At 52.4% G+C, this 13,302-nt stretch carries 12 protein-coding genes and 1 pseudogene; 9 read left to right on the forward strand and 4 right to left on the reverse strand.

Annotated elements, in window-relative coordinates; genetic code table 11:
- The first annotated feature begins 1 nt into the window (after position 1).
- Complete coding sequence (locus ACLJXE_RS12365) at positions 2 to 1,963, forward strand: peptidase U32 family protein (protein WP_410750991.1); 1,962 nt, start codon at positions 2 to 4, stop codon at positions 1,961 to 1,963.
- Here ACLJXE_RS12365 and ACLJXE_RS12370 read toward each other — a convergent pair.
- The 4 genes from ACLJXE_RS12370 to ACLJXE_RS12385 form a co-directional block, all read right to left on the reverse strand.
- Entirely contained in the window at positions 1,960 to 2,190 is a 231-nt protein-coding gene (locus tag ACLJXE_RS12370) for a DUF2554 family protein (RefSeq protein WP_005126741.1), read from the reverse strand. The two genes, ACLJXE_RS12365 and ACLJXE_RS12370, sit on opposite strands and share 4 nt — an antisense overlap.
- A 188-nt stretch (positions 2,191 to 2,378) precedes the next feature.
- On the reverse strand, positions 2,379 to 2,504 hold the full coding sequence (locus ACLJXE_RS12375; RefSeq protein WP_124021191.1) for a DUF2474 domain-containing protein: 126 nt from the start codon (positions 2,502 to 2,504) through the stop codon (positions 2,379 to 2,381).
- Entirely contained in the window at positions 2,504 to 3,514 is a 1,011-nt protein-coding gene (gene cydB, locus ACLJXE_RS12380) for a cytochrome d ubiquinol oxidase subunit II (RefSeq protein WP_410750992.1), read from the reverse strand. Before cydB ends, ACLJXE_RS12375 begins: the two co-directional genes overlap by 1 nt.
- Entirely contained in the window at positions 3,514 to 4,917 is a 1,404-nt protein-coding gene (locus ACLJXE_RS12385) for a cytochrome ubiquinol oxidase subunit I (protein WP_410750993.1), read from the reverse strand. Before ACLJXE_RS12385 ends, cydB begins: the two co-directional genes overlap by 1 nt.
- Before the next feature lie 263 nt (positions 4,918 to 5,180).
- On the opposite strand from ACLJXE_RS12385, the pseudogene ACLJXE_RS12390 reads away from it, so the two are divergent.
- The 8 genes and pseudogenes from ACLJXE_RS12390 (at position 5,181) to patD (ending at position 13,021) form a co-directional block, all read left to right on the forward strand.
- Positions 5,181 to 5,356, forward strand: a pseudogene (locus ACLJXE_RS12390) (type II toxin-antitoxin system HicA family toxin).
- Positions 5,357 to 5,402: 46 nt separating this feature from the next.
- A complete protein-coding gene (locus tag ACLJXE_RS12395) occupies positions 5,403 to 5,819 on the forward strand; it encodes a type II toxin-antitoxin system HicB family antitoxin (RefSeq protein ID WP_410751038.1) in 417 nt (138 codons plus the stop codon).
- 93 nt (positions 5,820 to 5,912) lie between these two features.
- Positions 5,913 to 7,322, forward strand: a complete 1,410-nt coding sequence (locus tag ACLJXE_RS12400) for a PLP-dependent aminotransferase family protein (RefSeq protein ID WP_286630214.1) — start codon at positions 5,913 to 5,915, stop codon at positions 7,320 to 7,322.
- Positions 7,323 to 7,652: 330 nt separating this feature from the next.
- Positions 7,653 to 8,798, forward strand: a complete 1,146-nt coding sequence (ydcS, locus tag ACLJXE_RS12405) for a putative ABC transporter substrate-binding protein YdcS (RefSeq protein WP_410750994.1) — start codon at positions 7,653 to 7,655, stop codon at positions 8,796 to 8,798.
- 16 nt (positions 8,799 to 8,814) lie between these two features.
- On the forward strand, positions 8,815 to 9,831 hold the full coding sequence (locus tag ACLJXE_RS12410) for an ABC transporter ATP-binding protein (protein ID WP_410750995.1): 1,017 nt from the start codon (positions 8,815 to 8,817) through the stop codon (positions 9,829 to 9,831).
- Positions 9,832 to 10,776 (forward strand): ABC transporter permease, encoded by a 945-nt coding sequence (locus ACLJXE_RS12415; RefSeq protein ID WP_286630217.1) that lies wholly within the window; start codon positions 9,832 to 9,834, stop codon positions 10,774 to 10,776.
- Positions 10,766 to 11,572 (forward strand): ABC transporter permease, encoded by an 807-nt coding sequence (locus tag ACLJXE_RS12420; protein WP_005126751.1) that lies wholly within the window; start codon positions 10,766 to 10,768, stop codon positions 11,570 to 11,572. Before ACLJXE_RS12415 ends, ACLJXE_RS12420 begins: the two co-directional genes overlap by 11 nt.
- 21 nt (positions 11,573 to 11,593) lie before the next feature.
- Positions 11,594 to 13,021: an aminobutyraldehyde dehydrogenase gene (gene patD / locus ACLJXE_RS12425; protein ID WP_410750996.1), complete on the forward strand. Its 1,428-nt coding sequence runs from the start codon at positions 11,594 to 11,596 to the stop codon at positions 13,019 to 13,021.
- The last annotated feature ends 281 nt before the right edge of the window (positions 13,022 to 13,302 follow it).

The raw sequence follows: 13,302 nt of genomic DNA on the forward strand, positions 1-13,302 counted from the left end.
TATGCGCCAGCAACCTCATCACCTTGAATTGTTAAGCCCGGCTCGTGATACCGCCATTGCGCGCGAAGCCATTTTGCACGGCGCGGATGCCGTATATATTGGCGGCCCCGGTTTTGGTGCGCGTCACAACGCCAGTAACAGCCTGAAAGACATCGCTGAACTGGTGCCATTCGCTCATCGATATGGGGCGAAAATTTTTGTGACGTTGAACACGATTTTGCATGATGATGAGCTGGAACCTGCTCAGCGGTTAATTACCGACTTGTATCAGACTGGCGTGGATGCGCTGATTGTGCAGGATATGGGGATTATGGAGCTGGATATCCCGCCGATTGAACTGCATGCCAGCACCCAGTGTGATATTCGCAGCGTCGAGAAGGCGAAGTTTCTTTCTGACGTCGGATTCTCACAGATTGTGCTGGCGCGCGAACTGAGCCTTGAGCAAATTCACGCGATTCATCAGGCGACGGACGCGACGATCGAGTTTTTCATCCACGGTGCGTTATGCGTTGCCTATTCAGGCCAGTGTTATATCTCTCATGCGCAAACCGGGCGCAGCGCTAACCGCGGCGACTGTTCACAAGCCTGCCGACTACCGTATACCCTGAAAGACGATCAGGGGCGGGTGGTGTCGTATGAAAAACACCTGCTGTCGATGAAAGATAATGATCAGACCGCCAACCTCGGTGCGTTGATTGATGCCGGAGTACGTTCCTTCAAAATTGAAGGACGCTACAAAGACATGAGCTATGTGAAAAACATCACTGCACATTATCGGCAGATGCTGGATGCCATCATCGAAGAACGCGGCGATCTGGCTCGTTCATCTGCAGGTCGCACTGAGCATTTCTTCACGCCATCTACAGAGAAAACGTTCCACCGCGGTAGCACTGACTATTTTGTAAATGCCCGTAAAGGCGACATCGGGGCATTCGACTCACCTAAATTCATTGGCTTACCAGTGGGTGAAGTACTGAAGGTGGCGAAGGATTATCTTGATGTCGAGGTGACGGAACCACTGGCAAACGGGGATGGCCTGAACGTATTGATTAAGCGTGATGTGGTTGGATTCCGTGCCAATACGGTAGAGAAAACGGGGAATAATCGTTATCGGGTATGGCCAAATGAAATGCCAACGGACCTGCACAAAGTGCGGCCGCACCATCCGCTCAATCGCAATCTCGATCATAACTGGCAGCAGGCGTTAACCAGGACATCCAGCGAACGCCGTGTCGCGGTTGATATTGAATTGGGCGGCTGGCAGGAACAATTGATCCTGACGTTGACCAGTGAAGACGGCGTGAGTATCACCCATACGCTGGATGGCCAGTTTGCAGAAGCGAACAATGCCGAAAAAGCATTGAGTAACATGCAGGAGGGTCTGGCAAAACTTGGCCAGACGCTGTACTACGCCCGCGATATTCAGGTGAATCTGCCGGGTGCGCTGTTTGTTCCGAATGGTCAACTCAATCAACTTCGCCGCGAAGCTATTGACATGCTGGATACCGCGCGTCTGGAAAACTACCCGCGTGGCAGTCGTAAACCCGTTGCCCAGCCGGCACCGGTCTATCCGCAGACGCATCTGAGTTTTCTGGCAAACGTCTATAACCATAAAGCGCGTGAGTTTTACCACCGTTATGGTGTCCAGTTGATTGATGCAGCATATGAAGCGCATGAAGAAAAGGGCGATGTTCCGGTGATGATTACCAAGCACTGCCTGCGTTTTGCATTCAATTTGTGTCCGAAACAGGCAAAAGGGAATATCAAAAGCTGGAAAGCCACACCGATGCAATTGGTGAATGGCGATGAAGTGCTGACGCTGAAATTTGATTGCCGACCGTGCGAAATGCACGTTATCGGCAAGATGAAACACCACATTCTGAAAATGCCATTGCCGGGCAGCGTAGTGGCTTCTGTCAGCCCTGATGAGCTGATGAAAACACTGCCGAAGCGTAAAGGCTAACTCAGGTGTGTATCTGGCTTGCGTGATTTTTGCCAGTGATGGTGTTCGCGAAGATCGGCGGCGGATTCTTCCGCCGTCACTCTCAGCTCATCGCTGTCAGCCGTATGGCGTAATAAATGATCGGCATCCTGTACCTGAAGATATTCATGTCCCTGATGAGTAGCGAAAAGCTGGCCGGAGAAAAGCGCGCTGGCCAGCAATAACACCGTTAACCCTTTCTTAAACATCATGCACCCTCTGGTACGTTAGCTGTGGACGTGGCGATAATTTCGCCGGGTGACTATTCAATAATTTAATCGCTGTAAAGGCAATCGTCCGTTGCGTAAAATCGAGAGTTATTGCGCATTTGTTTAATAAGTGTGGACAGTGAGTTCGCCGGGAAGTGCAGGCCCCGCCCGGCTTTTATTCATGTTTATCAGGACTTAAAGCCTGCTGCGGTCATCAGTAGGCGAAAGAACATACCGACGGCGGCCAGAGCCAATACGCTTCCCCCCCACAGGATCACCAACCACATCAGACGTTTCCAGATTGATTGTTCCATCAATGATACCCCTCACCATGTTGAACTTTGCCGCGAAAGACGTAGTAGCTCCAGAAGGTGTACACCAGAATGATCGGGATAATCAGTAGCGCGCCCACCAACATAAAGCCCTGGCTTTGCGTTGGCGCCGCGGCCTGCCAAAGGGTAATAGACGGCGGAATAATATGTGGCCAGATACTGATCCCCAGCCCGCTGAAACCGAGGAAAATTAAACCCAGCGTCAATATAAATGGCAGGGCATGACTATGTTGCTGGCCCAGAGAACGCCACAGCCACAGGCTGATGAATGCGACCAGCAGCGGAACCGGCATCAGGAACCACAGATTTGGCAGGCTAAACCAACGATCGGCAATCGCACTGTGTGCCAGCGGTGTCCACAAACTGATAATGACAATGACGACCAGCAGCGCCAGCAGCAGTTTTTTTGCCACACTGCGCATTTTATCCTGTAGCGGGTTTTCGCTTTTCATTACCAGCCATGTTGCGCCAAGCAGCGCGTAGGCCACGACGAGCCCCAGCCCGCAAAACAGCGTGAAAGGCGTTAGCCAGTCAAACGGACCGCCGCTGTAGCTGCGGCCAGTAACGGAAAATCCGTTGAGGACCGCACCCACAACCACGCCCTGGGTAAACGTGGCAAGAATTGAACCGCCCAGAAAGGCTTTATCCCAGAACGGTCGGTGTGCAGGCGTGGCTTTGAAACGAAACTCAAAGGCCACGCCGCGAAAAATCAGGCCAATCAGCATCAGGGTGAGTGGGATCGTCAGGGCATCGACAATGACCGCATAGGCCAGAGGAAATGCGCCAAACAATCCTGCGCCGCCCAGTACCAGCCAGGTTTCATTCCCATCCCATACTGGTGCAACGCTGTTGACCATCACGTCGCGGTCATCAGCATCCTGAATGGCGGGGAATAAGATACCGATCCCGAGATCAAAGCCGTCCATCACGATATACATCAGCGTGGCGAACACGATAATAACGAACCAGATAACTGATAAATCAATACCCATTAGCGATGAGCCTCAGCTTGAGAATCGAGGACGGCAGCGGAAAGCGGCCGTGCAGGTGTGCCGGTTGGCGGAAGGGTCGGATCATCTTCCTGTGGCCCTTTACGGATCAGGCGAATCATGTAGCTATAACCCACGCCGAAGACCGAACTGTAAACCACAAAGAAAGCCAGCAGGCTGATGCTCATATGCAAATCACCATGGGCGGAAACCGCATCCGCTGTGCGTTGCAAACCGTAAACCACCCACGGCTGACGACCAACTTCGGTGGTGACCCAACCGGCCAGAATAGCGATCAGACCAGACGGCCCCATCCACAGCGCGAAACGCAGGAAGGGACGTGAGGTATACAGACGTTGCTTGTAACGTAACCACAAGGCGAATGTGCCCAACAGGATCATCAGCATGCCAAGCCCCGCCATGATGCGGAACGACCAAAACACCATGGTGGAATTGGGCCGGTCTTCTTTAGGAAACTCTTTTAGCGCCGGGACCTGTTTATCCAGGCTGTGAGTCAGGATTAGGCTTCCCAGCGCCGGAATTTCCAGCCCATAGCGGGTACGCTCTTGCGCCATATCTGGCCAACCGAACAATAGCAGCGGAGTGGGTTCGCCGGGCGGGTTTTCCCAGTGCCCCTCGATGGCGGCAATTTTGGCAGGCTGATGCTCAAGCGTATTCAATCCGTGCATATCGCCAATCAACGCCTGCAACGGGGCGACGATTAACGTCATCCACAGCGCCATAGAAAACATGGCGCGAATAGCCGGGGTGCTATTCCCGCGTAATAAATGCCATGCCCCTGACGCTGCGACAAACAGCGCGCTGCTCAGGAAAGCGGCGACCGACATATGCAGCAGGCGATAAGGGAATGACGGGTTGAAAATAACGGCAAACCAGTCCACAGGAACGACCTGTCCATTGACTATTTCATAGCCCTGTGGGGTCTGCATCCAGCTGTTGGAGGCCAGTATCCAGAAGGTAGAAATAATTGTCCCCAGCGCAACCATGCAAGTCGCGAAGAAGTGCAGGCCCGGCCCCACACGGTTCCAGCCAAACAGCATTACGCCGAGGAAGCCTGCTTCGAGGAAGAAGGCGGTTAACACTTCATAGGTCAGCAGTGGCCCGGTGATGCTCCCGGCAAACTCGGAGAAACCACTCCAGTTGGTGCCAAACTGGTAGGCCATGACGAGACCTGATACCACACCCATACCAAAGTTAACGGCAAAGATTTTGGACCAGAAATGATACAGCGAACGCCAGGTCGGATTTTTGGTTTTCAGCCACAGTCCTTCAAGTACCGCCAGATAGCTGGCAAGACCGATAGTTATGGCAGGAAAGATGATGTGAAAGGATACCGTAAACGCGAACTGGATCCTCGCCAGGTGAAACGCGTCAAAACCGAACATGCTTAACTCCGCAGGCAAAATTGATTTAGCGCAATTCTAAGCCTGAGGAGCATAAGGGGGCAGAAACAGAACAGTTCTTTTTACCCATAACAGTTGCATCAATAGTGTCAGTTAACAGACCTGATATGGGATCTGGAATGTGCATTCCGATCCGGACACATCATCCTCCCCATGGCATCGATTTTTCGCTATGAATAACAAAACAACGGAAAAGTAAACACAAATGTTTACTTTTTATGTATCCTGGTCAATAGGGAGGCGCAGTGAAGCAAAGTGAGTTCAGACGCTGGCTTGAATCTCAGGGCGTTGAAGTAACGCCGGGTGCAAATCACTTGAAGCTGAGATACAGGGAAAGCGAAGCGTTATGCCCAGACATCCTGGTGATGAAATAAAAGAAGCCTTGCGAAAAGCCATTCTTAAGCAGTTTGGTTTGTATTAAACATCACTGTTATAAGGCTAATTACATGAGAGATTTTACAGAAATTATGCGCTATCCCGTCAATATCACCCCTGCGGAAGAAGGTGGCTTTGTGGTTTCGTTTCCTGATGTTCCTGAAGCATTAACTCAGGGCGATACCCGCCATGAAGCGCTGCAGGCCGCACAGGAGGCACTGGTCACTGCATTTGAATTTTACTTCGATGACAATGAACCCATCCCGTTGCCTTCGGCGGTTGATCCCGCTGATGACTATGTCGAAATTCCCCTTAGCGTTGCGTCCAAGGTTCTTCTGTTAAATGCCTTCCTCGAATCAAATATCACGCAACAGGAACTGGCGAGCAGAATCGGCAGGCCAAAGCAGGAAATCACGCGTTTATTCGATTTAAAGCATGCAACGAAAATTGATGCTGTTCAGGTAGCGGCACGGGCGCTAGGGAAAGCACTCTCGTTGACTATGTTGTAAAGCTGTTAACTATAACAGTTATCAAAAATTTATGATTTATGTAAACTGATATACACAGAGGCTATTGCCTACACCGGTTATCAGGACAAAAAAATGAAGAAGTACCAGCGACTGGCGGAGCAAATTCGCGATCAAATCGCGTCTGGCGTATGGCAACCGGGCGATCGGTTGCCCTCTTTGCGCGAGCAGGTGGCAAGCAGCGGGATGAGTTTTATGACCGTGGGGCATGCCTACCAACTGCTGGAAAGCCAGGGGCGGATCATTGCCCGGCCACAGTCGGGTTATTATGTTGCTGCGCGTCCCGAGCGCGAAAACGTCGTGCCGCAGGTACAGGTCATGCGCGATGAAGCCGTGGATATCAACACCTACATCTTTGACATGCTGCAGGCCAGTCGTGATGCTTCAGTGATGCCGTTTGCATCCGCTTTCCCCGATCCGCGCTTATTTCCGCTTCAGCAGCTTAATCGTTCGCTGGCTCAGGTGAGTAAAACAGCTACCGCCATGAGTGTTATCGAAAACCTGCCGCCAGGGAATGATGAACTGCGTCATGCTATTGCCCGTCGATATGCGCAACAGGGAATGACCCTTTCCCCGGATGAAATTGTAATCACCACCGGCGCACTTGAAGCGCTTAACCTGAGCCTGCAGGCCGTCACCGAGCCGGGGGACTGGGTGATTGTCGAGAACCCGTGTTTTTACGGCGCATTGCAGGCTCTGGAGCGATTGCGCCTGAAGGCGTTGTCCGTTGCCACCGACGTGAAGGAAGGAATCGACCTTGTCGCACTGGAGCAGGCACTCCAGGAGTACCCGGTCAAAGCCTGCTGGCTGATGACCAACAGCCAAAATCCGCTGGGTTTTACACTCAGCGCACAGAAAAAAGCCCATCTGGTCGCATTACTGGAAAAATACAATGTGATGCTGATTGAAGATGATGTTTACAGCGAACTCTATTTTGGCCGGGAGAAACCACTGCCGGCTAAAGCCTGGGATCGAGGGGACAGGGTGTTGCACTGTTCATCTTTCTCGAAATGTCTGGTCCCCGGCTTTCGCATCGGCTGGGTTGCTGCCGGGAAACATGCCCGTCGTATTCAGCGACTCCAGTTGATGAGCACCTTATCCACCAGTTCCCCAATGCAGCTTGCGCTGGTGGACTACCTGTCGACCCGGCGTTATGACGCGCATTTGCGACGGCTGCGTCGTCAGCTGGCGGAACGCAAACAGCAGGCCTGGCAAACGCTGCTGCGTCATCTTCCGGCGGAGGTCAAAATACACCATAACGACAGCGGCTATTTTCTGTGGCTCGAACTGCCAGAACCGTTGGATGCGGGGGAGCTCAGCACCCAGGCGCTGGCGCACCACATCAGCATTGCACCCGGTAAGATGTTTTCAACCTCAGGGGCATGGTCACGTTTCTTTCGTTTTAATACCGCATGGCACTGGGGAGAACGCGAAGAACTGGCGGTTAAACAGCTTGGAAAATTAATTCGCGAGATGATGAAATAAAACTGAATGTGCTATTCAATATAAAAGAATAGCGCATTCTTATTTTAGAAATAGTAAATGTTAAATCCTGATGTTATTTATATCAGGTGCCACCATACGAAATATCAATAGTTCTTCCTGGTACCACCCTGGCACCTAACTCCTTGTCTATACTCCAGAAGATTAAATCACCTTGCTATAACCCGTGGCGTAATGAGCGTTAGCTCACAACCTGATTAAATTTCCTTGCGCCAGCAGGAACGCTTTCAACACCCCGACTATTTTTAGGAATAGGACATATATTTACGGCAAGGCTGCCGCTCAATATTTTTTCGACAGGAGTAAGACGTTATGAGCAAGCAATTTGCCCTCAGTAGCTTGTGTGCACTCAGTATGACGCTGATGACAGCACAGGCAGCCGAACCCCCAGCATCATTAGATAAACCGGAAGGGCGCCTGGATATTATTGCCTGGCCGGGTTATATCGAACGCGGTCAAACCGATAAACAATATGACTGGGTTTCGCAGTTTGAGAAGGAAACCGGTTGTGCCGTCAATGTTAAAACAGCGGCTACATCAGACGAAATGGTGAGCCTGATGGCGAAAGGCGGCTATGACCTGGTGACGGCTTCTGGCGATGCGTCACTGCGCCTGATTATGGGCAAACGTGTCCAGCCTATTAATCCTGCGCTTATTCCAAACTGGAAAACTATCGATCCGCGAGTCGTCAAAGGGGAATGGTTTAACGTCGGGGGGAAAGTTTACGGTACTCCGTATCAATGGGGGCCCAACTTGCTGATGTATAACACCAAAACTTTCCCAACGCCGCCAGATAGTTGGAACGTGGTGTTTGTCGAGCAGAAACTTGAGGACGGAAAAAGCAATAAAGGGCGAGTCCAGGCGTACGATGGCCCGATCTATATCGCCGATGCGGCGCTGTTCGTCAAAGCCACTCAACCGCAGTTGGGTATCACCGATCCTTATCAGCTCACCGAGAAACAGTATCAGGCGGTCATCAAAGTCCTGAGCGATCAGCACGCATTGATCCATCGCTACTGGCATGACACCACTGTGCAAATGAGTGACTTCAAAAACGAAGGTGTGGTGGCATCAAGTGCCTGGCCTTATCAGGCTAACGCCCTGAAAGCAGAAGGCCAGCCAATTGCCACGGTTTTCCCGAAAGAGGGCGTTACCGGTTGGGCTGACACGACCATGCTGCATAGCGAAGCGAAGCATCCTGTCTGTGCTTACAAATGGATGAACTGGTCATTAACCCCGAAAGTTCAGGGCGACGTCGCTGCCTGGTTTGGATCTCTGCCGGTAGTCCCTGAAGGCTGTAAAGCCAGCCCGCTGCTGGGTGAGAAAGGCTGTGAAACCAACGGCTATAGTTATTTTGACAAGATTGCTTTCTGGAAAACGCCAATCGCAGAAGGTGGAAAATTCGTTCCTTACAGTCGCTGGACGCAGGATTACATCGCCATTATGGGCGGTCGTTAATTCCGCTGGGGGTTTTATGACGTACGCAGTGGAGTTTCATAATGTCTCGCGTCTGTACGGGGATGTTCGTGCAGTTGATGGGGTAAGTATTGCAATTAATGATGGTGAGTTTTTCTCAATGCTGGGGCCATCCGGCTCCGGCAAAACGACCTGTCTGCGCATGATTGCAGGGTTTGAGCAGCTTTCTGGCGGTTCAATTAAAATTTTTGGTAAGCAAGCCAGTGAATTACCGCCCTGGGAACGGGACGTCAACACGGTGTTTCAGGATTACGCACTATTCCCGCATATGTCGATTCTCGACAACGTGGCTTATGGGCTGATGGTGAAAGGCATTGATAAAAAGCAGCGTCATGCCAGGGCGCGAGAAGCGTTAGATAAGGTTGCGCTCGGTTTTGTCCATGAGCGCAAGCCATCACAACTCTCTGGTGGACAGCGTCAGCGTGTAGCGATTGCCCGTGCGTTGGTCAATGAGCCTCGCGTTTTACTGTTGGATGAGCCACTCGGTGCGTTGGATCTCAAGCTACGCGAACAGATGCAACTGGAGCTGAAAAAACTCCAGCAGTCTCTCGGCATCACCTTTATTTTTGTCACCCACGATCAGGGTGAGGCGCTGTCGATGTCCGATCGTGTGGCGGTATTTAACAATGGCCGTATTGAGCAGGTGGATTCACCACGAGAACTCTACATGCGTCCACGCACGCCGTTTGTGGCGGGTTTTGTTGGGACTTCAAACGTCTTTGACGAAGCGATGTCAGCAAACGTCTGTGGGTTACAGGGTATGTTCTCGCTGCGCCCGGAACACATTCGGCTAAATGATATGGGGGGCGAGGTTCAGGCTCGGGGTGTCATTCAGGCGGTGCAGTACCAGGGGGCGGCGACGCGTTTTGAGCTGAAACTTGCTGGCGGTGAAAAATTGCTGGTTAGCCAGGCGAACCTGACGGGAGACATGCTGCCGTCGACGCTGTCGCCGGGTCAGCAGGTGATGGCATCGTGGTCACGCGATGTCATGGTTCCGCTGGTAGAGGAGAGGTGAATGGCTATGAACGTCATACATTCGCCCGCACAGCCGACAAAGCTTAACCGTATCTCGGGGTTCTTCTGGCGTAATCCAGGGCTTGGGCTGTTTTTGCTGCTGCTCGGGCCGTTGATGTGGTTTGGCATCGTCTACTTTGGATCGTTGCTGACGCTGTTGTGGCAAGGTTTTTACACCTTCGACGATTTCACTATGTCGGTGACGCCAGACCTGACGCTGGCGAATCTGCAGGCGCTGTTTAATCCGGCCAATTACGACATCATTGTACGAACGTTGACAATGGCGGTGGCGGTGACGATTGCCAGCGCCATTCTGGCGTTCCCGATGGCATGGTATATGGCACGTTATACCCGTGGCAAAATGAAAGCCTTTTTTTACATTGCCGTCATGTTGCCGATGTGGGCGAGCTATATCGTCAAAGCCTATGCGTGGACGCTGCTGTTAGCGAAAGACGGCGTGGCGCAGTGGTTTTTAACCCATCTCGGGCTGGAGCCACTGTTGACCGCTTTCCTCACCTTGCCCGCTGTCGGCGGTAATACGTTGTCAACATCGGGATTAGGGCGCTTTTTGGTTTTTGTCTACATCTGGCTTCCCTTTATGATCCTGCCGGTTCAGGCTGCTCTGGAACGGCTTCCCCCCTCGCTTTTGCAGGCATCGGCTGATTTGGGGGCGCGTCCTCGCCAAACCTTCCGCTATGTGGTTTTCCCGCTGGCAATACCCGGTATAGCCGCTGGTTCTATCTTTACTTTCTCACTGACGCTGGGTGACTTTATTGTGCCGCAACTGGTGGGACCGCCGGGATATTTCATCGGCAACATGGTGTATTCGCAACAGGGGGCTATCGGCAATATGCCAATGGCGGCGGCATTCACTCTGGTGCCAATTGTCTTAATTGCACTGTATCTGGCGTTCGTGAAGCGTCTGGGAGCTTTTGATGCACTCTGAACGCGCACCCTGGTTACTCAAACTGGCCGCATGGGGCGGGGTTCTTTTTCTGCACTTTCCCATCCTCATCATCGGCACCTATGCTTTTAATACAGAGGAGGCTGCTTTTAGTTTTCCGCCTCAGGGACTGACATTGCGTTGGTTTAGCGTGGCGGCGCAGCGTAGCGATATTCTTGAATCAGTGACGTTGTCACTTAAGATCGCCGCGTTGTCGACAGCAATCGCTCTGGTACTGGGTACGCTGGCGGCGGCTGCGCTGTGGCGCAGGGACTTTTTCGGTAAAAGCGCAATATCGCTGTTGCTGCTATTGCCGATTGCGCTGCCGGGCATTATTACCGGCCTGGCACTGCTGACGGCATTTAAAACCATCAACCTGGAACCGGGTTTTCTCACGATCGTGGTGGGCCATGCGACGTTTTGCGTGGTGGTTGTCTTTAACAACGTCGTGGCGCGTTTTCGCCGCACCTCATGGAGTCTGGTTGAAGCGTCTATGGATCTTGGCGCCAACGGCTGGCAAACCTTTCGTTATGTCGTGCTGCCCAATCTGGCATCTGCACTGCTGGCGGGAGGTATGCTGGCGTTTGCCTTGTCATTCGATGAAATCATCGTGACAACGTTCACCGCCGGACATGAAAGAACACTTCCTCTGTGGCTGCTCAATCAACTGGGCCGTCCACGAGATGTGCCTGTTACCAACGTTGTGGCATTGCTGGTAATGCTGGTAACAACACTGCCAATTTTAGGGGCCTGGTGGCTAACGCGTGAAGGCGACACCGTCGCCGGAAACGGTAAATAAACGACGATATGGGAAATTGCTATGCAACATCAATTACTGATTAACGGTGAGCTGGTCAGCGGTGAAGGTGAAAAGCAACCAGTTTATAACCCTGCCACTGGTGAACTTATTCTGGAGATTGCTGAGGCGTCAGCCATGCAGGTTGATGCCGCAGTGCGCGCGGCAGACAACGCGTTTGCCTCCTGGGGCCAAACCACGCCGAAAGTGCGTTCGGAGCTGTTGTTAAAGCTGGCGGATACCATTGCCGATAACGCACAGACCTTCGCGGAGCTGGAATCGCTCAACTGCGGTAAACCACTTCATTGTGTGCTTAATGATGAAATTCCGGCCATCGTGGATGTTTTCCGTTTCTTCGCGGGGGCAGCGCGCACCCTGCAAGGACAGGCTGCCGGGGAATATCTGGAAGGGCATACTTCCATGATTCGTCGCGATCCGCTGGGTGTGGTGGCATCCATCGCGCCCTGGAACTATCCGCTAATGATGGCTGCCTGGAAGCTGGCTCCTGCACTGGCCGCCGGCAACTGTGTGGTGATTAAACCTTCAGAAATTACCCCGCTGACGGCACTTAAACTGGCGGAATATGCGAAAGATATTTACCCGGCAGGCGTGATTAACGTCCTGTTTGGCCGTGGTAAAACGGTGGGCGATCCGCTGACCGGCCATGAAAAAGTACGCATGGTTTCACTGACCGGTTCAATTGTGACCGGGGAACATATTATCCAGCATACTGCGCCTTCAATTAAACGCACGCATATGGAACTGGGTGGGAAAGCCCCGGTGATTATTTTTGATGATGCCGATCTTGATGCGGTGGTCAGTGGTGTACGGACCTTTGGGTACTACAACGCCGGACAGGATTGCACTGCTGCGTGTCGAATCTACGCGCAAAAAGGCATCTATGATGCGTTGGTCGAAAAACTCGGCGCCGCAGTTGCCAGCCTGAAAATTGGCGCACCAAATGATGAAACGACAGAACTGGGACCGTTAAGCTCACAGGCACATCTTGACAGGGTAGCAAAAGCGGTCGATGACGCGAAAGCGCTCGGACACATCAAGGTTATCACCGGCGGCAAAAAAGTGGAGGGTTCAGGCTACTATTTTGCGCCAACGTTGCTGGCGGGAGCGAAACAGGAAGATGCTATTGTGCAGCGTGAGGTCTTTGGTCCGGTGGTCAGTGTTACCGTCTTTGATGATGAAGATCAGGTCCTGGCGTGGGCCAATGATTCGAAGTATGGACTGGCATCGTCAGTCTGGACGCGGGATGTTGGTCGCGCGCACCGACTGAGCGCTCGCCTGCAGTATGGCTGTACCTGGGTCAACACCCACTTCACGCTGGTGAGTGAAATGCCGCACGGGGGACAAAAACAATCCGGCTATGGCAAGGACATGTCGGTCTACGGACTGGAAGATTACACGGTGATTCGCCATGTCATGATCAAGCATGAGTAATATCGTAACCCGCGGACGGTAAAAGGAGCACGGATAGCTAAATATCAGCAAACGTGTCTCTATACTATGCGCGCCACTGGCCTCGTCGCCATCGGACGGCGGTAAGTTGGAAATATCCGCGAGGTCAGGCTAATTTGCACACAATCAGGCCCCGGCACAATGTCGGGGCCTGATTATTTAGGTGATTGTTCAAACGACACGGCACAGGCGACATAGCCAGCCGATGAACGCACAGACAGTCAGAACCCGTCCCGGTTGCTGCACGATACCCGCTAACCCTA

Origin of the sequence: Citrobacter sp. U14242, assembly GCF_046555775.1 — a bacterium.
In the GTDB taxonomy this organism is placed as follows: Bacteria; Pseudomonadota; Gammaproteobacteria; order Enterobacterales; family Enterobacteriaceae; genus Citrobacter.